Origin of the sequence: Parabacteroides sp. PF5-6, from assembly GCF_029504695.1 — a bacterium.
Lineage (GTDB): Bacteria > Bacteroidota > Bacteroidia > Bacteroidales > Tannerellaceae > QVMG01.
This window is the reverse complement of record NZ_JAQFIN010000010.1, coordinates 94,879-119,433: the sequence shown is the minus strand read 5'-3', so window position 1 is coordinate 119,433 and position 24,555 is coordinate 94,879. Positions and strand designations below refer to the sequence as shown.

9 protein-coding genes are annotated in these 24,555 nt (G+C 52.3%); 5 read left to right on the top strand and 4 right to left on the bottom strand.

From position 1 onward, the window contains the following. Positions 1-9 precede the first annotated feature (9 nt). Entirely contained in the window at positions 10-1,239 is a 1,230-nt protein-coding gene (locus M2133_RS12045; RefSeq protein WP_277466392.1) for a tetratricopeptide repeat protein, read from the top strand. 5 nt (positions 1,240-1,244) lie between these two features. Further along, positions 1,245-2,147: a DUF368 domain-containing protein gene (locus M2133_RS12040; protein WP_277466391.1), complete on the top strand. Its 903-nt coding sequence runs from the start codon at positions 1,245-1,247 to the stop codon at positions 2,145-2,147. 24 nt (positions 2,148-2,171) lie between these two features. Here the strand turns inward: M2133_RS12040 and M2133_RS12035 are convergent, their stop codons facing one another. Both M2133_RS12035 and M2133_RS12030 read right to left on the bottom strand, forming a co-directional pair. Then, on the bottom strand, positions 2,172-6,218 hold the full coding sequence (locus M2133_RS12035) for a two-component regulator propeller domain-containing protein (protein WP_277466390.1): 4,047 nt from the start codon (positions 6,216-6,218) through the stop codon (positions 2,172-2,174). A 1,137-nt stretch (positions 6,219-7,355) separates the two neighbouring features. Continuing rightward, positions 7,356-10,670, bottom strand: a complete 3,315-nt coding sequence (locus M2133_RS12030) for a beta-L-arabinofuranosidase domain-containing protein (RefSeq protein WP_277466389.1) — start codon at positions 10,668-10,670, stop codon at positions 7,356-7,358. A 641-nt stretch (positions 10,671-11,311) separates the two neighbouring features. Between M2133_RS12030 and M2133_RS12025 the strand changes: the two genes are divergently transcribed. From M2133_RS12025 to M2133_RS12015, 3 genes are all read left to right on the top strand, one after another. Next, complete coding sequence (locus M2133_RS12025) at positions 11,312-14,452, top strand: TonB-dependent receptor (protein WP_277466388.1); 3,141 nt, start codon at positions 11,312-11,314, stop codon at positions 14,450-14,452. A gap of 22 nt (positions 14,453-14,474) precedes the next feature. Further along, the gene (locus M2133_RS12020) at positions 14,475-16,175 is read left to right on the top strand and encodes a RagB/SusD family nutrient uptake outer membrane protein (RefSeq protein ID WP_277466387.1); all 1,701 of its coding nucleotides are present in this window, start codon (positions 14,475-14,477) and stop codon (positions 16,173-16,175) included. 260 nt (positions 16,176-16,435) lie between these two features. Beyond that, positions 16,436-18,832: a glycoside hydrolase family 127 protein gene (locus M2133_RS12015; protein WP_277466386.1), complete on the top strand. Its 2,397-nt coding sequence runs from the start codon at positions 16,436-16,438 to the stop codon at positions 18,830-18,832. Here M2133_RS12015 and M2133_RS12010 read toward each other — a convergent pair. Together M2133_RS12010 and M2133_RS12005 are read right to left on the bottom strand one after the other, a co-directional pair. Then, complete coding sequence (locus M2133_RS12010) at positions 18,780-20,000, bottom strand: helix-turn-helix domain-containing protein (protein ID WP_277466385.1); 1,221 nt, start codon at positions 19,998-20,000, stop codon at positions 18,780-18,782. The genes M2133_RS12015 and M2133_RS12010 overlap by 53 nt on opposite strands. A gap of 916 nt (positions 20,001-20,916) precedes the next feature. Then, positions 20,917-23,868, bottom strand: coding sequence for a choice-of-anchor Q domain-containing protein (locus M2133_RS12005; protein ID WP_277466384.1), 2,952 nt, complete (start codon positions 23,866-23,868; stop codon positions 20,917-20,919). Positions 23,869-24,555 lie beyond the last annotated feature (687 nt).

Sequence of the window (24,555 nt, the reverse complement as noted above, 5' to 3'; positions counted from 1 at the left end):
TTTATTTGAATGAAAAAAGACCGAATCGCACTTCTTCGGGAACGTTATATCTCCGCCAAAAAGGAGTATAAAGAACCCTATTTCGATGCCGATGAGATCGATGATCTATTGAATAGCTTTGAAGAGCTGGGAGATTTCTCGCTCTACGGGGAGGTGTTGGCTTTGGGCCTGCGCCTTCATCCCGGGAATACGGCCCTGCAGATTCGACGGTGTCGCCAGTATCTTCTGAACGATGAGGTCGATAAGGCGTTGACGCTGATCCAGCAGATTGGCGAGAAAGGAAACCAGGACCTGGATATCCTGGAGATAGAATGTTATGCTACGGGGGAGAATTACGCGAAGGTGGTCGAACTGACCGAAGCCTTGATCGACCGTAAGGAAGATTACCTGGATCTCATGTTCGAATACATCACACCGATATTGAATGATGTGGAACTGTTTCACGCTGCGGCCGATTATGCCGAACGGGGCCTTCGACTCTTTCCCAAAAGCCTGATCCTCAAGGAAGAATTATGCATCGCATTGGAGAATACGGAAGACTTCGACCGGGCGATAGTCGTCTGCAATGAGTTGATCGACCTGAAACCGTATTCTTTCGATGAATGGTTTGCCCTGGGTCGCCTGTATGCCTATAAAGGGGACTACGAACATGCGATCGAAGCGTTCGACTTCGCGCTCACCTGCGACGATAGGGTGGTCGAACTAAAATTGCTTCTGGCCTATTGCCTCAGCAAAAACGGGAATTACGAGCGGGCGCTCGAGATCTGCCGGGAAGATCTGACCGACGAGATGTTTAAAGAGCGTGTTATCATGCTTATGGCGGAGTGTTATATCAAGATGAATGATCATGCGGCCGCCTACAAGCTGCTCAGAGATCGGATCGACGAAGCGCCTTTGGAGGTCTCTTCTTCGGTGTATATGCAGTTGATGGGCTGCTGCATCGAGATGGAACGCCTGGAAGAGGCGTATGAACTACTGATACAGGCGCATCTATTGAAACCCGACGATCCGGAGATTCTTTTCATGTTGTCGTTCATGCCTGAGGATGGGAAAGACAAAGAACAGTTCTTCGCCGAGATTTGCGACATGTTGGAGAAGATCATTGAGGAGGATGACTTGCTTGCCTTGGATGATCCGGATGTTTTGCTCTCGAAAAAGTTCGAACAATTGACCGATCCCCGCATCCTGACCCAGGCGTTGGCCAAAGAATATATCCGTAACAAAGACAATAGCAACTGAAAAACATGAAACGAACGATCAAAGACTATGCCGTATTGGCAATGAAAGGCATAGCCATGGGAGCTGCCGATGTGGTACCGGGAGTCTCCGGAGGTACGATTGCTTTTATCGTAGGAATCTACCAGGAGTTGGTCGATTCGATTAAAAGTATCAACGCAGCCAGCCTCAAGCTGCTCTTTACCGGCCGGATCGCGGCGTTCTGGCGTGCGGTGAATGCCAATTTCCTGTTGGCCATCGTCACGGGTATTGCCATCAGCATCTTCTCGTTGGCCAAAGTGATCACTTACCTGCTCGAAGCCCATCCGATCCTGGTATGGTCTTTCTTCTTCGGCCTGGTATTGGCCTCGACCTGGTTTGTCTCCAAAGATATACGGCAGTGGAACTGGAAGACGATTCTCTGTTTCGCGGCCGGCGCTCTGATCGCTTTGTTTATCACCGTCGCCACCCCGGCGGAAACGCCCGACGCCCTCTGGTTTATCTTCCTGAGCGGGGCAATTGCGATCTGCGCCATGATCCTTCCCGGCATTTCGGGCAGTTTCATATTGGTCTTATTGGGCAAATATTTTTATGTGATGGAGGCGGTGAAGACATTGAATATCCCGGTGATCCTGGTGTTCCTCTGCGGGGCAGCTATTGGTATCACCAGTTTCTCGCGCGTATTGTCGTATGCCCTGCACCGGTTCCACGATGTGACGATTGCCGTCCTGGCGGGTTTCATGCTCGGTTCGCTCAATAAGGTATGGCCGTGGAAAGAGACGGTCGAAACGTTTATCGATAGCCATGGCGTCGTCAAACCGCTGGTTGAAAAGAATATACTACCCGATGCCTACCTTTGGCAAGGCCTGTCGTTGATGGTGGTCGGCTTCCTTTTGGTCTATGTTTTGGAGAAGGTTGCCGGAAAGAAATAAATATTGCCTTTCTTTTGTCTGCCGTCAGTCTTCCTTTTTTCTTCCCATACTGACAAATTCTTTGGGCAAGACACCGAATTGTTTCTGAAAACATTTAGAGAAATAAGAGGGGTTGTTGAACCCGACCTGGTAGCAGATCTCGTTGATCCGGTACTCTTTGGTGAGCAATAATTCGGCTGCTTTCTTCAGGCGGATCAGTTGGATCAGTTCGTTGGGTGTCATGCCCACCAGGTTCTTGATCTTCACGAACAAGCCCGAACGGCTGATATAGAGCTGCTCGGCCAAGGCGTCGACCGAGAAGTCCATATTGGAAATGTTCTTTTCGATGATCCGGTTCATCTTCGCCAGGAACTTCTCGTCCGCTTTGTTGACCGCCATACTGTCGAGCGTGACGAACGGCATTTCCGAGAATTTCTTTTTCAGTACGTTCCTTGAGTTCAACAGGTTCTCGACCTGTGCTCGTAAGACCTGCGGCGAGAAGGGTTTCTCGATGTACGCGTCGGCACCTGCTTGGATGCCGGATACTTTCGAGTCGGTATCCGCTTTGGCCGTCAACAGGATCAATGGGATATGGCAATACTGGATGTTCTCCTTCACCGTTTTACTGAACGTGATACCATCCATCACGGGCATCATGACATCGCTGATGATGATATCGACCTGATGTTTCTTCAACTGCTCCAGCCCTTCCTTGCCGTTCTCGGCCAGGAGGATGCGGAAGTTCCATTCGAAGCTTTCGCAGAGGAAATTGCGCATTTCCGCGTTGTCTTCGACAATCAATAGGGTCGACTGGCGGGTGGCATGGGGCTGCGGCATCTTGTCGGCGGGCAACGATAGGTTCTCCGTGGCGGTTTGCGGTGTCGTCTTTTCGGGCACGATCGTTTCTTCCTGCTGCTCGAGGGGCAGATCGACGGTGAAGGCCGTGGCGATCTCCGGCTGGCTGTCTACCCGCACCGTCCCGTGGTGGGCATCGACCAATAGTTTCACCAAAGAAAGGCCAATCCCGGTGCCGGCTACATTGTTTTGCGCCGCCTGATAGAACGGCCGGAAGATATTCTCCGCCTCCCGGGCGTCGATGCCTCTGCCGTCGTCGGTCACCTGGATCTGCAGCCGGTTGTTGTCGGCCGTGCAACGCAAGGTGATCTCTTTCTTCCCGAACTTAAAGGCATTGGTCAAGAGGTTGCTGACCACCTTCGTGATCGCTTCCGCATCGACGGTGGCCGTGAGCGGCTCCTGGGGCATCTGCAACCGGAAAATAATGCCTTTCTGTTCGATCAACGGTTTGAACCTGTCGTACACATTCTGCAATAATTCCTGCATATTCTGCCGGGAGAAGCGGATAATGAAGGCGCCCTGCTCGGCTTTGCGGAAGTCCAGCAGCTGATTCACCAATGAAAGCAGGCGTTGGCTATTGCGGTCGATGATCTTCAGGTCGCTTTGCGTGTCGGCGGGCAAACCTTTCGCATTCTCCATGACCTTTTCCAATGGACCGATGATCAGGGTGACCGGCGTACGGATCTCGTGGGCGATCAGGGTGAAGAAATTGATCTTGGCATTGTAGAGCTCTTTCTCTTTTTCCACATTCAACTGGTGCATCCGTGCCCGGTGTTTCCGTTCCGCCCGCTTGCGTTGGCTGTAGATGAGATAGCCCACGATGCCTAAGCATATCAACAGGTAAAAGAGATACGCCCATACCGTTTTCCAGAACGGGGGAAGGATCCGGATCTGCAAGGTTGCCCCTTGCAGGTTCCATACGTTGTCGTTATTCGAGGCAACCACGCGGAACAGATACTGCCCGGCCGGCAGATTGGTGTAGGTCGCCTTGCGTTGATTGCCCACCTCGTTCCATTCTTTATCGAAACCCTCCAGTTTGTAGCGGTATTGATTCTTTTCGGGCGAGCCGAAACTCAAAGCGGCATATTCGATACTGAAGACATTCTGCTTGTGCGACAGCCGGATCTCGTCCATATATTCGATCGAACGCGGCAAGAGGCTGTTGGGTCCGATCGGCTCATCGCGGTTGAAGATCTGCAGATTGGTCAGGTGTACCGGCGGGATATGGGCGTTTGCCGAGATGGTTTGCGGATCGATCACGTTGAATCCGTTGGTCGTGCCCAGATACATCTTGCCCGAACGGGCGAGTAGGGAGGCTTTGACGGTAAACTGATCGCCCTGTAAGCCGTCCGTCTGCGTAAACAGACGATAGGTATAATCTTTGGTGGAGAAATGGATCAATCCGTTTGCCGTGGGCAGCCATAAGAAATCGCCATCCGCAATGATATCGCTCACCGAGGCCGATTCGGGTGGCAGGTGTACGCGGGTGAACAGTTGTTCCTCCCGGTCGTAATAGCAAAATCCGTTGTCGGTGCCGATCCACAGGCGACCGCTCGCGTCTGTCTGCACGCAGTTGACCACATTGCTGGGCAGCGTGCGCGTGTCGTTCGCGTCGTGGCGGTATTGCGTCCATTCTCCGGTGCGCTGGTCGTAGCGGAAGACGCCTCTTCCTCCGGTGGCAAACCAGACGGCGCGGTGTCCGTCGTCGACGATATCCATTGTTGTCGTTCCGGTCGTTTTTGCCCGGGTGAAATCATCCGTTTCCCGGTTGTAATACATCACGCCCTGCATGCTGCCGATCCATATCCGACTTTCCGAATCTTTGTAGATGGAATAGATGCTGCTGTTGTCGAGCGTATTCGCCTCCGAAGTTGAGGGGTACACGCTGAAACGCCGAGTTTTCAGGTCGAACACATTCAGGCTGCCCGAATAGGTGCCGATCCACAGTTTGTCGTCTTCCAGGAAGAGGGCATGGATATTGTGGTAGGAGAGGCTGTTTTTGCCCGGCTCCGGCATGTAATTCGTGAAAGTTTCCGTCTCTACGTCGAGGTAACTCAGGCCGCCGTCGTCGGATCCGATCCAGATATTCCCTTTTTCGTCTTCGCAGAAACGGCTGATGATATGGCCGTTGACCGAATTCCTGTAATTCGAGTGGGCATACCCTTCGATATAACCTTTGGGAGGCGGAGAGTAGTTGACCCCACCGTAATAGGTGCCGATCCAGAGCCCGCCTTCTTTGTCTTTATGGATGGGATAGATAAATTTGTCGGACAAGCTCTTATCGTTGAACTCGGTGGCGGTCATCAGCGTGTACTCGCCGGTCGAGGTGTTGAAATAGTGGAGTCCGTCGTCCGATCCGACCAGCAATATGTCCGTGTCGTACATCAGAAGGGAATGCACATGGAAAGCTCCGCCTTTGGAGGAGGGCGGGAGGTAGGGAGTGATTGCTCCGGTCTGTTTGTTCAACCGGCAGATGCCACCGACCCAGGTACCCAGCCAGAGGTGGCCGCTTTGGTCTTCCGCCATGCCGTAGACTGCCAATTCATTCAGGACATCGGCCGGCCCGTTGAGCGTGTAGGGGTAGAACCGTTCTTCGTTGATATCCAGGCGATTCAGCTTGCGTCCGACCTGCTGAGGCGCTGCCCAGACCACATCTTCCGCATCGACATAGAGGAAACAGATATGATCCGAAGTCAATGAGAAGCGTTGATCGTCGGTGCTTTGCAGGTATTGCCGCAACACGTCTTTTTCGATGTTATAGGAGAAAACACCCTGCCGCAAGGTGGAGATCCAGATATGGCCCCGGCGGTCTTCCGAGATGGCGGTGATAAAGCTTTGTATGGAAACGCCCTCTTCTGTCTGTTTGTCGAAAAAGAGGAACTCTTCTTTCTCCGGAAGGTAGGTATAGATCCCGGTCTCCGTGCCGATCCACAAGGTCTCCTGCCGGTCTTCGTATAAAGCATAGATATAGTTGGAGCCCAGCGTGGTCGAGTCGCCGGCAACCGTCTTGAATACCTTGAATGCATAGCCGTCGAACCGGTTCAATCCGTTATCCGTGCCGAACCAGATAAAGCCGCGACTGTCTTGCGCCAGCGAACGCACACAATTGCCCGACAACCCGTCGGAAACATCATAATGAACAAACCGGAAAGGAACGGCTTCCACCCCGAAACAAAGGCATAACAGGAAAAATACGAGGAAGCTGTTTCTGATCTTTTTATTTACACACTCATCCATAACCGTATCAGATATAAGCAGGTTGACAAAGATATGATTTATTTGTAAAAACACCACTTATTCGACACGTTTTTGGGCTTTCCCAATTAACGCCTCAAGCGCGCCCTCATGCATAACCGTATGCCTGCGCGCTTCCGCGCGCTTTCCCTTAGTTTGCAGAAATCAAATATTGTGAGAAGTGAAGATTTTCCGGGGTAGCAAGTGGACTATCTTGGCTCCCCTTCTTAGAAAAGAAGGGGGGGACCGCTGCTTGCAGCGGTGGGGTAGTTTGAATGCTGCAGCAATAAAAGATAAATACCTATCTCATACAAAATTAGGATCAAACTACCCCACCATCGCCTACGGCTCTGGTCCACCCCCTTCTTTTCTAAGAAGGGGAGCCAGGAATGTCCATCTGCTATCATCCCGAACCGAAGGTCGCTTAGCGAAGCGTAAAGCAAACCTTCACATCCTCTTCGATGCAACTCCTAAACCATTGAAAATGAGATTTTAATATCCCCTTCGCAAACTACCGGTAGTTTGCGCACCAACTACCGGTAGTTTGGCGACAAAGTATTAGTAGTTTGCGCACAAAGTACCGGTAGTTTACCACATAAAAGTTTTTAGTCCGGTCTTCACCTTTCACCCGGTCGCCAGATCCCTGTATTGATCAGCGTTTCGGGTGAAAGGTAAAATATACCTTAAAAAAACGACAGACCTTCCCGGAAAAGGCTGCCGGCCTTTTATAAAACCCTGCCGGCCTTTTACAAAACCCTGCCGGCCTTTTGGAAAACTCCGGCGGCCTTTTTCAGGAACCCTCCATCCTTCTCCAAGTCTTCACCCGAAACGCTGATCAATACAGGGATCTGGCGGTCGGGTGAAAGGTGGAAGGGGGGATGAAACTTTTATGTGTAGGCTGCCCAAAATAAACATTGCACTTTGGTCGGCCAAAGCGCAATGTTTTTTCGCCCAAAGTGCAATGTTTTGGGAAAGGGGGGTAAGGGGGTTAAGGGGGTTAAGGAGATTTAGGTCGTTTAAATCTTTTAGGTCTTTTAAGTCTGGAACGACCTAAAAGACCTAAATGACCTAAAAGACCTAAATGACCTAAAAGACCTAAATGACCTAAAAGACCTAAAAGACCTAAAAGACCTTATCCTCCTATTTTAAAGCTTCTCGCAGTTTTTCCGTCGCCTTGACGATCATGTCGTGCGTGCCGCTGCCGTCGATCACATAGGCGGTAACCATCTCGGCATATTCCATCGCTTCGGAGATGGCCGGCGTCACCTCGGAGGGGATCACCCGGCTGGCCTGACGCATCAGGGTCGATAGCGGATAGAGATCTTCGGGCTCGGGCAGGTTGCCGGGGCGCATCGTGTTGATCGCCGCGTTCAGGCTGGAAGTTGTCGAGTTGACCTCACTCTGGTTGTAGTTCTTGTCTTTGTTCTGGAAGACGTCTTGTGCTTTGCGCAACTCATACATCAGGCGGCGGTAGGCATGCGGCGCCCAGGGTGAGTACTCGGGCACCTTCACTGTCAGCGCTGTCCAGGCATCCTGCGCCTTCTTGCGCTCCATTGCCAGGGCGATCACGCCGGACAGGTTGTTCTTATCCACGCTCGAAGCCAAGACCAGGTCGTCCATGGCTTTTTGTAACAACAATGTTTGTTTGTCGACCGCCAATTGTGCCGTAGCCGTGGCATTCACTTCCTTGGCTGCGGCCAGGGCGAGCTGGAGGGCAGCGTATTTATCCGAGGTATAATCCGCCTGCTTCTTGGCTTCCGCCGCCTGAAGTGCGGCAGCCAGCGCGGATTTGTCTTGCCGCGACGATACCAGGGCGTTGATGGCCTGGTCGATGGCAGCGATCTGGGCGGTGATCTGGCTTTGGGTGGCTGTAGAGGAAATGTTCAGCTTCTCACCGGAAGCCATAGCGTTTTTCAAGGCTTTATACGATGCCTTATTGTAGTTCTTCGCTTGGAAGACCGTAGCATCCTGCAGTTTTTGCGCCAGTAAGGTGCGGAACTCGGCGATCATATCGTCGACCAGGTTGATCCGGAAGTAGTGTGTCGAGCTCTCTTCCCGGAAATAATCGGGTTCGAACACCTTACCGCCCTGGGTGAGGGTGTAGAGGTTGCCGCTGGAACCGGTCGAGCCGCCGTTGGGATCGTTCAACAGGATACTTTCCAGGTGAGAATCGACTGTCAGGGTCGCCTGATCCCATTCGTCTACGCCGGTGGCGGTCATTGCCAACGGACCGTACATCAAAGTACCCGCCCACATCGGTTCGAACTGCCGGTTTGGCTCGTTGCGTCCGGCGGAAGCCGTCTCCATCTTGTCGGGACCGAAGTCGATATGTTTACTGAACGGCATAATGACTTCAATTACATCGGCTGTTGTCCAGTCGCGTGCCGGGATGGTCACGTACGAGCTCGGCTGATAGGCGGAAGCGATCGATACGCCGTTCAACTTGATGTCAAACCCTTCGGTTGCCCAGTAAGGCACACGCAGTTTCATCGTGAAATTGGCTTTTCCTTCGGTCAGGCGGATCGTCGAACGCTCTGCCGGCCAGAGGCAGTTCTGCTGGATGGCTACTTTTTTGGCTTCCCAGTCCAGGGTCGTGGGCATATAGAGCGCTACCCAGAGGGTGTTTTCGGAAACGAAATAGGTGGCTTCCTGATACTTCACATGGTTTTCCGAACCCGTACCGCCACAGCAGGTCGATTGCGGCGTGCGGTTGCCCCAGGGTTTCGAAGCATTCAAGCCGACGGCGTACTGATACGTCGTCTGGTAGTGATGATGGCAGAGCGATCCGACCAGTTGGTTGTACAACAGGCGTTCGTAATAGTCCATATAGCGGGCATCGTCGGGATTGAAGCAGTTCAGGTCTTTGGTGAGCTTCGCCAGGTTGTAGGCGCAGCAGGTTTCGTTCAGGGTCGGCGCCCCGTTGGTGGTCATACTCAGGATCTGGGTATAAGGCTGGCGGAACATTTCTCCGTTGCCCACCCCACCGGAAGAATAACGGTAGCGTCCCTGGATCAATTCCCAGAAGTTCTGTGAGAGATTATAATAGTACGGATTGTTGTTGCCCCGGAAACTGCGCAACGCGCTGATGATTTTCGGGATATGCTGGTTGGCATGGCGGGTGCGCACGTCATCGATATTGCGGGCCAACGGATCGTAGAACGCCGGGCTGTCGAAGAACGACGAGGCCTCGAGCAGTCTCGCTTTTTCCTGCGGATCGTTGACCATCTCGGACAGACGCGCCAGCGATTCACCCGTTCCACCGTCTTCCCCGGCGATATACATATTCCACATCTCATAGCGGTTGCCGGGCCGGGCACGGCGTTCTTCCTGCGTACCGTCGGTCTCGACAAAGGTACGATAGTGCAGGCGGTTCCAGATCCACAGCCCCATATCTTTGGCAATCAGGAGGGCTTTGGCGGCCACGGCTTCGTCGTCCATGTAGGTGGCGATATCGATCAGGCCCGCCAATTGCTTGTGGATCGAATAATAGGGCGCCCATATCCAGTTCTCATTATTGTACGCGCGATACATCTCTATCAGCGCGGCATGGTGGGCCGGGATGGCGTTGAGGTAGCCGTAACCGTATTTCGCCCATTCGGTTTTGTGCTGGTCGAAGTCTTTCCAGCTTCCTTTCATCTCACGCAATTCGGCTTCCGGCGCGAAGTCGCGTGCTTCCCAGTATCGGCCGAGCTCTTCGTTCCAGACGAACGTTCGTTCCTGGCACTCGCGCAGTTCGTCGACCATCCGGGTCATGTTGCGGCGCAGGATCTCTTTTTGCTTCGGATCCGTCGCGCTGGCGAAAGCAAAGGCGAGCGACGACATATAATGTCCCGAGCCATGGCCTTTCAATTTGGTCGTGGGCGAATCCCAGCCGTCGGATACGGTATAACCTTCCGTGGGCAGGCCATAGGTATCTCTGTAATTATATAATTGTTGGGAAACATCCCAGCTGATGATTTCGCGCAAGGCCAGTTCCCGGTTCGAAGTCAAGCGGTTGTCGCCCGTCACCGTCACCTGATCCAGGGGCACGGTTTCGGCTACCGGTTGATTCGACGGCGTGGCGTATTTTTGGGCAACGACCTTGATCTGTGCCGTGATCGGGAAGCCGTTGACAGTGGTATTGTCGCCGGTGATAAAACCGTTGATGGTGTATTCGCGGCCGGCAGGGTAAAGATCCGGGTTGGCCTGTTCTTCTTCGACCGTACGGGCGGAATTGGTCCAACGGGTCTGGCGGTATTCCGATTTGCCGTCGGAATAAGTCACCCAAACCTGGAAAGGCAAGCGGGGAACCGTACCTACCGGACTTTCAACAACGATCGGTTCGACCTTATGGATCGATCGGCCTTCCGGCAGGGAGACTTTCCCTTTTGCCGGAGAACCGGAAGATTTCGCCTGCATCGGGAGCAGTAGGCATAGGCAGGCCAAAACAGACAGTACTAAATTGGGATTTTTCATTCTATTATTCTTTATGTTTAAGTAAACCTTTTGGATTAAGCGATTTCGTTCGTTCAGTCAAGTGCAAATTTAAATACATTTTGGAGCGTCGAAGTATAAAAATAATCTTATTTGATGTAACAAAGATCCAATAGAAAGAAACTTTGCCTCAAAAAGTTTCATGAACCTGTGAAAAGTGGCGCATAGCTCTCCTTCGAGGTCACTTAACGGAGAGTAAACCCAAAGCGATAGAGATACCATTTGACAAAGTGTAACTCCTATAGGTAGTATTCGCTCGTACTATATATAGTATGACGCCGTGCTATAGGTAGTATGAGCCCGCACTATATATAGAAACACATTTTAACATATCATATTGTCACAGTGCTCCGGAATGCATTCAAGCCCGAAGGGGGGCAATTGGGGACGGAAATGACAAAATCGTCTAAAACAATCCGAATATAATCCACCGTAAATCTTGTTATCGTTTAGTTTTGAGCTGATTGCCTCTCGTTTCGTGTAAAATATACATTGTACATTTCTGGTATGCAATTAGACAAATCTGGCATGATAAAAGGAAAAGCAACACTTAATTTGCAACAGTTGATTTGACAGAAAAGATCACGTTATCATTAATCTAATTCTAACAAAAAGTCATGAACATGAAAGCGAAATCTCCAGACAGGAGATACACGAAGCTTATCTTAGCAGCATGTATCTTGTTTAGCTCAAGTGCGCCTCAATTTATCGGTCGTGCGCACGCAAATCCCGAAAGAAGTTTGCCCGAAGTGGCCCAGCAGAAAAGCCTGACCGTGAAGGGTGTTGTGCGCGATGCCGACGGCTTCGAACTGCCGGGTGTCAATGTGGTTGAAAAAGGAACGACCAACGGGGTAATGACCGATATCGATGGTCAGTTTACGTTAAACGTCAGTTCCAATGCCGTGCTTCAGGTTTCTTATATTGGTTTTAAAACCCAGGAGATTACGGTAGGCAATCAAACGGTTATCACAGTAACCTTGCAGGAAGATACTCAATTGGTAGACGAAGTGGTGGTGATCGGTTATGGTACGCAGCGCAGAGCCGACGTGACCAGCTCCGTGGCAACCGTGAAGGCGGAATCTTTCAATAAAGGTTCGATCCTCGACGCCGGGCAGTTGATCCAGGGTAAGGTAGCCGGTTTGCAGATCTCCACAGCGTCGGGCGACCCTACGCAAAGCACGTCGGTGATCCTTCGTGGTAACTCCTCGTTGACCGGTACCCAGGATCCATTGATCCTGATCAATGGTGTTCCGGGCAGTTTCAGTACGGTGTCTCCGCAGGATATCGAATCGATCGACGTATTGAAAGACGGTTCGGCCACAGCAATCTACGGTACCCGCGGTACCAACGGGGTGATCATCATCACCACCAAGAGCGTGCGCGGCGATGCTCCGACAACTATCGAATACAACGGTTATGTCACCGCTCAGACCTTTGCTAAGAAAGCCGATTTCATGACCGCTTCCGATCTGCGCCAGCGTTGGAACGAAGGATATAGTTTCCTCGGCGCCAACGACAGGGACTTCGGATACGATACGGACTGGTTGGACGAAGTCAGCCGTACCGGGTTCGTTCACAACCATGACCTCACCTTCCGTGGCGGTAGCAAAAACACCGGGATCATCGGTAACCTCACCTACGCCAAGAATAACGGAACGATGAAATCGATGGATATGGAGACCATGCGTGGTCGTCTTGAGTTTACCCACCGTATGTTCGACAATAAATTGATCTCTTCTGCTTCGATCATCGCCGACGAGCGTCTGCGGAGCGGCGACTTCAATACGAATATCTACCGTTACGCCCTGATCCAGAACCCGACCCAGCCGGTTTACAATCCGAACTACGGCACGGGCGAACAGGTTTGGGATGAAGCGCCGAACAGTATCTATCTGGAACGTCCGATCTATTTCTATGACAACCCCGTTTCGATTGTCAAGGAACAGACCAGTGAAGTTCGCCAACGTGGCCTGCGCTTCAACGGTTCGTTGGACTTCCGTCCGATAGAAAGTCTTTCTTTAAAGATGACTTACTCGCGTACGAACGACAACCGGATCACCGGTAGTTATACCAGCCGCCTGGCAGCAAGCTCGACCGAAGGAAGCACGAACGGGGCCGCATCACGTAGCACCAATAACTCGGTCAGCAATCAGCTCGAACTTGTCGGTAGCTGGAATCAGGCTTTTAACAAACATACTTTCGGAGCCGTTGCCGGTTATTCCTACTACGACTATATGTACGAATCGTTCTCGGCCAACAACTCCCGGTTCCCGACCGATGCTTATCTGTGGAACAACCTCAATGCCGGTCTTGGCGTGAAAGAAGGGATCATCACAGAACCTATGAATTCCAATAAATACTCCAACAAACTGATTGCCTTGTTCGCCCGTGCGACCTATAATTACGACAACCGCTATCTGTTGATGGTTTCGTTGCGTCACGAAGGTTCATCCCGGTTTGGTAAGGACAGCAAATGGGGGAATTTCCCGAGTATCTCGGCCGGTTGGCGTATGGATCAGGAATCGTTCATGAAGGATGTATCCTGGGTTGATATGTTGAAAGTACGTTTCGGATTCGGTGTGACAGGTACCGATGCGGGTAACAACTACCAGGCTTTGGCTTCGGTTGGCTATAGCGATTTCTTCCTCTATCAGGGCAAGTGGATCAACCAGTTGGGTCCTGTGCGCAACGCGAATCCTAACCTGCGTTGGGAAAAGAAATACGAGTACAACCTGGGGGTTGACTTCGATCTGTTCAAAGGCCGCCTGGGTGGTGCCATCGACATGTATCACCGCGATACCCGAGACTTGCTTTATAACTACGAGGTGCCCACACCTCCCTACCAGACCGGTAACCTTATGGCTAACGTAGGGCAGATGACTAACCGCGGATTCGAGATCGCGATTAACGCCGTTCCGGTTCAAACGAAGGACTTCGAATGGAGAACAAACTTCTCTTATTCGACCAATAAAAACAAACTCGTCTCCATCGAGAACGATGAATTCCAGACGACTACCGACTATTTCCCCACAGGCTATATCGGCGAACCGGTTCAGCAAGACAGTCACCGGATCCAGGTAGGCTATCCGATCGGTAACTTCTACGGTTGGAAATCGGTAGGTGTCGACAAAGACGGTAAATGGGTGGTCGAACGTTTGAAAAAAGACGAAGACGGCAACATCACAGAACGCTATTACGGCTTGGCGGAAGAAGCCAATCAGGACGACAAGCAGGTTCTGGGTAATGGTATTCCCAAACATAACCTGAACTGGAACAATACGATTTACTGGAAGAACCTCGACCTGTCGATCAATATGCGCGGGGCGTTCGGCCAGAAGATCCTCAACTATCAGGAGATGTTCTACGCCAACGCGAATACGCAGTACAATGCCTTGAATTCTGCCTTCGATCAGCTTCCCGTAGTGGATGCAGTCACCGGACAGAAAACGGGAGATACGCATATCCTGGCCAGTCCCCAGTCGTACGTGAGCCACTACGTCGAAAACGGTAATTACTGGAAGATCGACAACGTGACTCTCGGGTATACGTTCAATCAGATCAAGTCTAAATACATCAACCGGCTGCGTGTCTATGCTTCGACGCAGAACCTGCTTACCATCACCGGTTATAAAGGGCTCGATCCTGAAGTCCGGATTGCCAGCCGCCGCGACGGCAGTAAAACCGTCATGGATGCCGGAACCGACCAGCGCGACAAATATCCGACCCTGCGTTCGTTCACTTTCGGGGTTAATCTGACATTCTAATAACCAATAAATAATTACAGATATGAAATCAATATATATATGGGGAATATCCCTACTGTCGCTTTGCCTGTTCACAGGTTGTTTCGACCTCGACGAAGAGGTCTACTCAGAGATCACCGAAGCGTCGTTCGTCCCGAACGAGCAGGACATCGCATCTATTTTGTCGAAAGCTTACCGGCCCATGACCGGGTTCTATGACTGGTACGGCGAATTCGACGCACAGGAAGAACCGGCCGACGTGATCCTCACGCCCGAACGTCCCGGCGGATGGGTCGACGGTGGAATCTATCTGCGTAACCACCAGCATAAGTGGACACCCCGCGACGGGCATGTGACCGGCCCTTATGGACGCAGTATCAATGGTATCAATGCCGCAAATCGTATCGTGGCTCAGATCGAAGCCGGTGAATTGCCTTTCGCCAACAAAGAACAGGAGAATGCCATACTCACCGAGTTGCGCGCGATCCGTGCCTTCTGGTACAGCCGCCTGTTGGATACGCACGGCAATGTTCCCATCGTAACGGATTATACCGATACCGAAGTGCCGAAGCAGTCTACCCGCAAAGAAGTTTATGACTTCGTGACGAGCGAACTCGAAGCCGTTATCGCTTCCGGACAATTATCCGAAGATGTCAATGCGGAGACCTACGGACGAATGAATCTCTGGTCGGCCTATATGATCCTTGCGCGCGTTTATCTCAACGCCGGGGTTTATACCGGCACTCCTGCTTGGCAGAAAGCGCTCGACGCTGCACAGAAAGTGATCGATTCGGGGAAATACCAGCTTTCGGCCGACTATTCCGATAACTTCAAGGTCGATTTGGATTATACCAATAAAGAAGTGATCTGGGCAATCCCTCATGATGCGCTGTATGCTCCGTTCTATATGTACCGCAAATGGTTTGCCTCGGGCTGGGGCCGTGCTTTCGGCAGCTCATGGGGTGGATGGAGCGGTTCGTGTGCGAATCCTCAGTTCATCGACTCATACGATATTCGTCCCGGCGAAAACGGCAAACTGCTCTCCGACGATAAGCGTTTTGAAAAGACCTGGATCAATGGTGATCAGTATCAGGACTTCCCGTCGGTTACCGGTTTGGTGCTTTTCAGCCCGGTCAATCATCTACCCGCAATGACCGCCCCGACGATACCTGCTCCTACGCCGGAGAATCCCAATGCGACGAAGAAAGATGTCAGCGACAATTACGGCTTGCGCGTGGGTAAGTTCGAAGCCAGAAACCAGCCCTCGACCAGTGCCTGGTCGAACGACGTGCCTTTTATCCGTTATGCTGAGACCTTATTGATCAAAGCAGAGTGTCTGTTGCGTATGGGAACGAACGAGGCGGAAGCCGCCGCCTTGGTTTCGCAGGTCCGCGCCCGTGCATTCGATGATCCCGCCAAGGCAAACATTACCGTCGAACGCCTGAGAGGCAACACCGTAATGAAATACGGAACCCTCGATACCGAAGGCAATATCGCCGTGCCCGGCGACCAGACTCCGGTGGAACTGGGTGGTTTGTATGATGAGCTCGGTTGGGAATTTGCCTGCGAAATGCATCGCCGTACAGATATGATCCGCTTCGGAACATTCACCACGAAGAACTGGTTCAACCACGTGGCCGAGCCTGACTTCAAAGACGGACACACCACATTATTCCCATTCAGCTACAGCGTACTCAATACAAACCAGAATATGAAACAAAACCCGGGATACCCCAGTGAGTAACCGACAGGGATTTGAATATAGACATACAAATAATGATAATGTGGAAGAGGATGCGACGGGATGTCGCGTCCTCTTTGTGAAAGAGGGAGTTACAAAGCCTCGCTTTAGATATTATTTGTATATTTTTGGACTCCGCAATATCTTATGTGATAGTATTACACTTATCTTTGTGCATAGCACCTTAAAGTCTTTAAAGTCCTTAAGGTCCTTAAAGACCTAAAATCCTTAAAACAACAAGTTAAACTTAAAATAAACACAACATGAAAAAGAGTTTAGTAACCCTATTGCTGGCTTTGGGCCTGATCGCCACCGCACAAACGCAGAGCGGGGGTTATCCCATCAGTCCGGTTCCTTTTACTTCGGTCAAGGTGACGGATCAGTTCTGGGGGCAGCGGTTGAATGCCAGCCGGGAAGTGACGATTCCCCTGGCTTTCAGTAAATGTGAAGAGACGGGACGATACGAAAACTTTGTCAAAGCGGCAAACCCCAGTACGGACTACAAGGTGGGCGGCTACTCTTTCGACGATACCGATGTCTACAAAACCATCGAAGGCGCCAGCTACCTGTTGCAGACCTATCCCGATAAGAAACTGGAGAAATATATCGACAGCGTGCTCAATGTTGTCGCCAAGGCACAGGAACCCGATGGTTACCTCTTCACCGCCCGCACGATGAACCCCACCCATCCGCACGAATGGGCCGGCACGACGCGTTGGGAGAAGGTGGAAGACCTGAGCCATGAGTTTTATAACCTCGGACACATGATCGAAGGGGCGATTGCCCACTATCAGGCAACCGGGGAAAGGAAATTCCTCGATATCGCTATCCGTTATGCCGATTGTATCGATCGGGAGATCGGAGATGCACCGGGTAAGCTCGTCCGAGTGCCCGGACACCAGATCGCCGAGATGGCATTGGCCAAACTTTATCTCGTCACCGGACAGCAAAAGTATCTCGATCTGGCTAAATTCTTCCTCGACAAACGCGGATATACCAGCCGGAAAGACGAATACAGCCAGGCGCATAAACCCGTGCTCGAGCAGGATGAGGCTGTAGGCCATGCTGTGCGCGCGGCATATATGTATTCCGGTATGGCCGATGTGGCTGCATTGACCGGAGACAAGGGATATGTGGATGCGATCGGGCGGATCTGGGATAATGTGGTGACCAAAAAACTCTATATCACCGGAGGCATCGGGGCCACGAACCACGGGGAAGCTTTCGGCAAGAACTACGAACTGCCGAATATGTCGGCCTATTGCGAGACCTGTGCCGCCATCGGCAATGTGTATTGGAACTATCGCCTGTTTCTGTTGCATGGCGAATCGAAATACTACGATGTGTTGGAACGTACGCTCTACAACGGGCTGATCTCCGGCATCTCCCTCGATGGGGGAGGTTTCTTCTATCCCAATCCCCTCGAATCGATCGGACAGCATCAGCGCCAGGCCTGGTTCGGCTGTGCCTGTTGTCCGTCGAATGTCTGCCGTTTTATCCCTTCTTTGCCGGGTTATATCTATGCGGTGCATGCGAATGATCTTTATGTGAACCTGTTTATGAGCAATACTTCCGATATCCAGGTAGGCGGGAAGAAGGTGTCTTTGACCCAGACTACCCACTATCCGTGGAATGGCGATATCCGCCTGGATGTGACGCCCCGCGGCAAACAGGCTTTCGCCCTGAAACTGCGTATTCCGGGATGGGTGCAGAACGAAGTGGTTCCCAGCGATCTTTATACGTATGCCGACAATAAACAGTTGGGTTACGTGGTGAAGGTGAACGGCGAGAAGGTAGAAGCCACATTGGATAAAGGCTATTTCACCATCGACCGGACCTGGAAGAAAGGCGATTACGTCGAAGTGCATTTCGATATGGAGCCGCGTACGGTGAAAGCGAACTACAAAGTGGAAGCCGACCGGGGAAGAGTTGCCGTCGAACGCGGTCCGGTGGTCTATTGTGCCGAATGGCCGGATAATAACTTCAGCGTACACAGCGTGGTGATGAACCGCAAGCCGGAATACAAAGTGATCGGGAAGTCCGACCTGCTCTATGGCTTGAATCAGATCCAAACCAACGCACAGGTATTGAAATATGACGACCGCGGACGCTTATTGGCGGAAGACGTAACCTTGACCCTGATCCCTTATTATGCCTGGGCGCACCGCGGATCGGGAGAGATGACGGTTTGGTTGCCGCAGGAACTGAGTGCGACCCGTCCGCAGATGCCTCCGACGGCAACGACGCATGCGACGGTGACCGCCTCCCATGTCGTTAAATCCATCTCGGCAATCAACGACGGCTTGTTGCCGAAAGATGAAACCGACCGCTCGGCACCATATTACCACTGGTGGCCGAATGCGGGAACGACCGAATGGATCGCTTACGAATTTGAAAAACCGATCGAGATCTCACGTTCATCGATCTTCTGGTACGACGACTCGCCCTGGGGCGGATGCCGCGTGCCGGAGAGCTGGAAACTGTATTATAAGGATGCTTCCGGCAATTGGAAGCCGGTAGAGAATACCTCTGCGTACAAAACGGAGAAAGGCGTGAACAATACCGTGCAATTCAAACCGGTAACCACCCAAGCCTTGAAATTGGAAGTCAAGCAACCGGCGGAACATTCCGCGGGGCTGTTTGAGTGGGCGGTGGAATAGTTTCTTTAAACTGCTTCGGAGTCATGCCGGTGACTTCGGTAAACGTGCGGTGGAATACAATATCTGAAGAGAAGCCACAGAGCGGATACAACTGTTTGAGTGTCAGCTGTGGCTTTTCTTCTATCAACCGCTTAGCCTCTTCCACGCGGTAACGGCGCACTACCTGGCTGAACGACATCGCATAGCCTTCACTGAACAACCGGGAGAGGTAGGTGCGGTTCATCGGTAGGATCTCCGCCAGGTCGGAGCGTTTGAATTCCGGTTGCAGGTAAGGCTTCTCGGTTTGCATCCATTCTTCAAAGCGTGATTTATATTCTTCCAGTTTGGGCGCGAACGACTCGCTGGACGAAAACACAAGCTCTTCGGTCTCCTCCCGGAGCAGGTCGGCCTCTTCGGCCAGGCGGTCGTTCATCGTCTCGCGGAAATACCCTTCGGGATACGGATCGACATGGAATAATCCTTTGCCGGTGATATAAGAAAAAAATACGATCGTGATCGCAAAATGCACGAGATAGGCATTCCGGTCGCCGGTGGCCAGGGCATAGAAATAGATCAATGTCATGCAGAGTAGTCCGAAATTATAATAACGGATCCAGGCGATATCCATGTTTTCGGTCGAAGAGTAATGATCTTCAAGCCACCGCCGGTAAGAAGGCGCATAACGACGGAAGAGTACAAACATAATACCCAGGTAGGCCAGGCAGGTGAATAACAATACCAGGCGGTACCAGACATTGAATTGGAACAGGTAACTGCCGAATGCCCGCAGGTCGGGCAGCCGGGTTTCCACCTCGCCCGTGACCCCTAATACCATATAATAGAATGCGACTACGACGAGGAAAGGCGTAAACCAATAGAAGATATGTTTGGGCGTCAGCCAGCCGTTGCGCACCACTTCGATCACATAAAAGGTCGTAATGATCACCACAAACGTCCCCCCGATAAGCGTATAGGGAGGCATCACTCCCCGGCTTTCCAACGGATAAATCAGTGTCTGAAGCAGCATATTCAGGTAGACTATCCCCCACAATAACATCATCACCGCCAACACCCGTCGCGAACGCACCCCTTCCGACTGCCGAAGCAACAAGAAAGCGCTCAACCCGCACACCCCGATATCCACTCCATTCATCCCATGCAGGAGCGTATAAAAAACAGTCTCATTCATGCGATAAAGATAAGGAGAATTGCCAAAAAGTAAATGCGGATTGCCAAATGATTAATAAGCGCCCTGTTTTTGTCAAAAAGTTAAGAAAGTTTTGTCAAAAAGTTAAGAGAAAGGAGGCCGAAGAAAAATTAATGCAACCTTCAATCGCCTACCTTTGTTAGCCAACAATCATCATCATAATAACCCTACCACATATAAAAAATGTAGTGATGCCTCAGGCCCCGGCGAATGGCCGGTGGCCTATGGTCAGATGTTCCGTTTCACCCTCACCGGCAAAACCTTCGTGCACCTTCGTGCCCTTCGTGGTTCCCGCACCCTTACCTTACCCGCTGGCATCTATATCGTCCGCACCGGAAACGCCGTGTGGAAGGTGATGGTTGATTAGAAGGAGAAGATAGAAGATAGAAGGGAGAAGGGAGAAGAATACGCAGTGGACATTCTCGGCTCCCCTCTTGAGAGGGGCTGGGGGTGTGTGACGAGCCGTAGGCGAGCAGAAATATGTATGCTGATTTGCCTGTGCTCGCTCCGCTCGTCACACACCCCTAACCCCTCTCAAGAGGGGAAGCGCTGAAAGCGCGTTAGCCTTCAGCCCAGGGTGAATAGGCCGGAGGTCTATGAAACCCTGGGTCTGACGGATAAATAATCAACGGAGCGCTGAAGGTGCGAAAGCCGCGTAGCGGCGATCTGAATACAGCCCCGTGCGGAAGCGCGGGGTTGGACGTGTTTAAAAAGGGAAGGCGCCACGTAGTGGTGCTATGTATCTGTTGTTTATCTACATAGCACCACTACGTGGCGCTTCTGATTGGATGGGGGCATTCATAACCCCGCGCTTCCGCACGGGGCTGTGTACAGATCGCCACTACGCGGCTTAGGATCTTCTACCTTCTATCTTCTATCAACTATCAATTATCAATTATCAATTAACAACCACCTTCCACGTCTCCTCTCCTGCCCTTACGATATAGACCCCGGCGGGAAGCGTGAGGGTGCGGGAACCACGAAGGGCACGAAGGTGCACGAAGGTTTTGCCGGTGAGGGTGTAGATTGATACGTCGATGGCAGAGCCGGAATTGATAATGGATAATTGAGAATTGATAATTGCCAGGCGGATGCCTTGCGTGAGCGAGGCGTTCGACGTGGCCGTGAGGCCTTCGATGGTGATGGTGGCGGGGCCGATCACGCGGTCGAGGATGTACTGTAGAGACAGGGCATGCCCTGTCTGTGCGGGGTCGCCGTTGGGGCTGATTGCGATGCCATTGACAAAGACTTTCACGACTGCCGGATCGAACGGGCCGGTGAGGGTGAACGCGAACGGTGCGCCGTAGGCGATGCTATGGTTGCCGGGGCCGGGCGTGAGGGTGAAACCGTCGGGCACTGAGGGCAGGGTGACGGTGTATTCCCTGAGGGCGATCAGTACGGTATGGTCCCCGTGGATCGGGTTAAGGATGTAGCTGTAGTAGCTGCCGGCGGCGGGGATGGTGAAGGGGGTGTCGATGCCGTCGACAAGCAGCATCACGTCGTCAGGGCCCAGTGTGCGGTCGTCGGCGAGGAACTGCAGGTGCAGGTGATCGCCATCGGCCAGCTGGTGCGTTCCGGCGGTGAGGCCGTAACAGTCGATACCCGGAGCCACTTCGAGGGTGAGGGTATGGTAGGCGGCATTGTCGGCGGGCACTACTGTTTCGTAGGCGCCGATATTGATAATCTCATTCTGGATGCGGTCGTCGCCGTTGGCGTCGGTCTCAGGAGCATAATCAAGTGCATTATAAGCACCGTTATCTCCCGCGTCGATAGCCGGGCTTCCTTCCTGCAGGCGGAAGTCGTAGGCGTCGGGGTTGGCAAAGCGGGGGTTGTAGGTGGGGCCGGTCAGGGGGTTGTCGCCAGTAAAAGTACCATCCATGACCATGCTGCCGATCAGGTTATAGGAGCCGGTGGTGCTGCCGTTAACGTAGAGATCCTCACCACTGCCAGCATTATTTTCCCAGAGGATATTATTGTACAGGGTGGTGCCGCTGCCGTAGGCATAGACTCCGTCGCCGTTGCCGGCTTCATTGCCGTAGATCGTATTGTTGGTCAGGGTGCCGCCGGAGGCAAAGACTCCGCCGCCGTCGTAGGTGGCTGTATTATCGTAGATCGTATTGTTGGTCAGGGTACTGCCGCGGGCAGAGACTCCGCCGCCCTCGGTGGCTTTATTGCCGTAGATCGTATTGTTGGTCAGGATGGCGCCGTCGTAGGCATAGACTCCGCCGCCGGAGCTGGCTGTATTGCCGTAGATCGTATTGTTGGTCAGGGTGGCGCCGCCGTAGGCATAGACTCCGCCGCCGGCGGAGCCGTAGGAGGCACCGTTACCTCCGGTGATATGAAATCCATCGAGCGTGCCGCCATTGAGATAGACCACATTGAGGCAGTTGTCGCTTTTGTTTGTTTCGAGATCCCCGGGCTTATCATCCCCGTTTAGGTCCCCCGAGAGGATCGTTTGGTTTGTTACCCAGTCGCGATCGGTGAATGCCTCGTCTTCCGTTCCGGCAAAGCCGCCATAGACGCGGACGTTCGTGGGGATGGAGAAGGTGCGGGCGCGCGTGCCGGAGTAGCTGTCGGGTATATCCTCCGGATAGTAGGTTCCTTGGGCGACCCAGATCTGTTTGACGTTATTCGCCGGGGTTGCTGCGTATTTCAGGGCATCGGCTAAAGAGCGTGCGGCATCGTTCCAGCTGGAGCCGTTGGCGGAATAAACGTCCGTGATCTCTGCCGAAGCGTTGACATAGAGGATACCGTTCGCGTCGGTCGCTAAGTGTTGGTATTCGTGGGCGCCGATATCGATCGCATCGCCACTGATGCGCAGGCGGCCGGTGGCGTCGGTGAGGGGGTAATCTTTGTTTTCATAAAGCGTGTTATCTCCCTTGTTGATAGTCGGGTTGACATCCGGGCTTTCATTTCGCAGGCGGAAGTCGCCGTTGGCGGGGTCGATAAAGAGGGAGGCGCCGGAGTCGGCGATTAGGTCGTCGGTGTCATCATAAGAGGCGCCCTGTTCCAGGGCCTTACTGCCGATCAGGTTATGGGAGCCGGAGGCGGAGGAGAAAACGTAGAGATCATCATCATTATCCCCAACCTTATTTTTCCAGAGGATATTATTGTACAGGGTGGTGGAGGTGCCGCTGGCATAGACTCCGCCGCCGTCGCGGGTGGCTTCATTGTCGTAGATCGTATTGTTGATCAGGGTGGCGGCGCCGGCAAAGACTCCGCCGCCGCCGTAGCCGGCTTTATTGCCGTAGATCGTATTGTTGGTCAGGATGGCGCCGTTGGAGGCATGGACTCCGCCGCCGTAGTCGGTGGCTGTATTATCGTAGATTGTATTGTTGGTTAGGGTGCCGCCGCTGGCAGAGACTCCGCCGGCGTTGCTTTGGACTTCGCCTTCGGGGTCGCAGTAACCTCCGGTGATATGAAATCCATCGAGCGTGCCGCCATAGAGATTGACCACATTGAGGCAGTTGTCGTCTTTCGTTTCCTCACCAATATCCCCCGAGAGGATCGTTTTGTTCTTTGCCCAGTCGCGGTCGGCGAATGTCTCTCCTTCCGTTCCGGCAAAGCCGCCGTAGACGCGGACGTTCGTGGGGATGGAGAAGTAGGCGTCGCGGTCGTTGTCATCTGTTGGTTTATACGTCCCTTTGGCGACCCAGACCTCTGCGGGGCCAGTGAGGCCTTTGAGTACATCGGCTAAATCTGTATAGGCTGTTTCCCAGCTTTTACCATCGGGGTTGCTGCTGGTAGCTTTTTGATTCACGTGAATCTGTGCCCTTGTGGGCAGGGTGGTTGCGGCCAGGGTTGTCAGGGTGAGTAACAGGGCCAAAGCCAGGTGTAGTTCTCGTTTCATAAGCGTTGTTTTTAATGGGTTATATTGTTGTTCCAAAGATAGGAAAAAAATGATTATTAGGAGAAAAAAAGTGCCCATGAATTTCGGAAAAGTGCCCTTGAATTGGGGGAAAAGTGCCCTTGAATTTGGGAATTGGTGGGTAGGAATTTGGGAATTGGTGGGCATGAATTGAGGGGTTTGCGACTGATGGGGGACCGCTGCTTGCAGCGGTGGGGTAATTAGATTTCTTTAAAATGATAAATACCTATTTCTTTTTAACTTAGGATCAAACTACCCCACCATCGCCTGCGGCTCTGGTCCACCCCCTTCTTTTCTAAGAAGGGGAGCCAGGATAGTCTACTGCGTATTTTTCTCTCTTCGCCGCCAACCTCGCCAAGCGAAATACAAACTTTTTCGCTATAAGGGGGAAGTGAGGAAAAAAGCGACCGTCAACGTCTCTTTTTCCTCTTTCCCCCCCTTTCTTAAAGAAAGTAGGGAAAGGGTTGGCGAGGTTGGCGAGCTTTAGGATCCTCCCCCTATACCAACCAGACCAACCGAAATACAAACTTTTTCGCTATAAAGGGGGAAGGGAGGAAAAATACGACTGTCAATATCTCTTTTTCCTCTTTCCCCCCTTTTCTTAAAGAAGTTAGGAAATAGGTTGGTTAGGTTGGTATAGGGGGGAGGAGAAGGGAGAAGGGAGAAGAT

Bases quoted from the DNA above. Each gene is read 5' to 3' on its own strand.
- M2133_RS12045 (WP_277466392.1), top strand. From the start codon at position 10: ATGAAAAAAGACCGAATCGCACTTCTTCGGGAACGTTATATCTCCGCC.
- M2133_RS12040 (WP_277466391.1), top strand. From the start codon at position 1,245: ATGAAACGAACGATCAAAGACTATGCCGTATTGGCAATGAAAGGCATA.
- M2133_RS12035 (WP_277466390.1), bottom strand. From the start codon at position 6,218: ATGGATGAGTGTGTAAATAAAAAGATCAGAAACAGCTTCCTCGTATTT.
- M2133_RS12030 (WP_277466389.1), bottom strand. From the start codon at position 10,670: ATGAAAAATCCCAATTTAGTACTGTCTGTTTTGGCCTGCCTATGCCTA.
- M2133_RS12025 (WP_277466388.1), top strand. From the start codon at position 11,312: ATGAAAGCGAAATCTCCAGACAGGAGATACACGAAGCTTATCTTAGCA.
- M2133_RS12020 (WP_277466387.1), top strand. From the start codon at position 14,475: ATGAAATCAATATATATATGGGGAATATCCCTACTGTCGCTTTGCCTG.
- M2133_RS12015 (WP_277466386.1), top strand. From the start codon at position 16,436: ATGAAAAAGAGTTTAGTAACCCTATTGCTGGCTTTGGGCCTGATCGCC.
- M2133_RS12010 (WP_277466385.1), bottom strand. From the start codon at position 20,000: ATGAATGAGACTGTTTTTTATACGCTCCTGCATGGGATGAATGGAGTG.
- M2133_RS12005 (WP_277466384.1), bottom strand. From the start codon at position 23,868: ATGAAACGAGAACTACACCTGGCTTTGGCCCTGTTACTCACCCTGACA.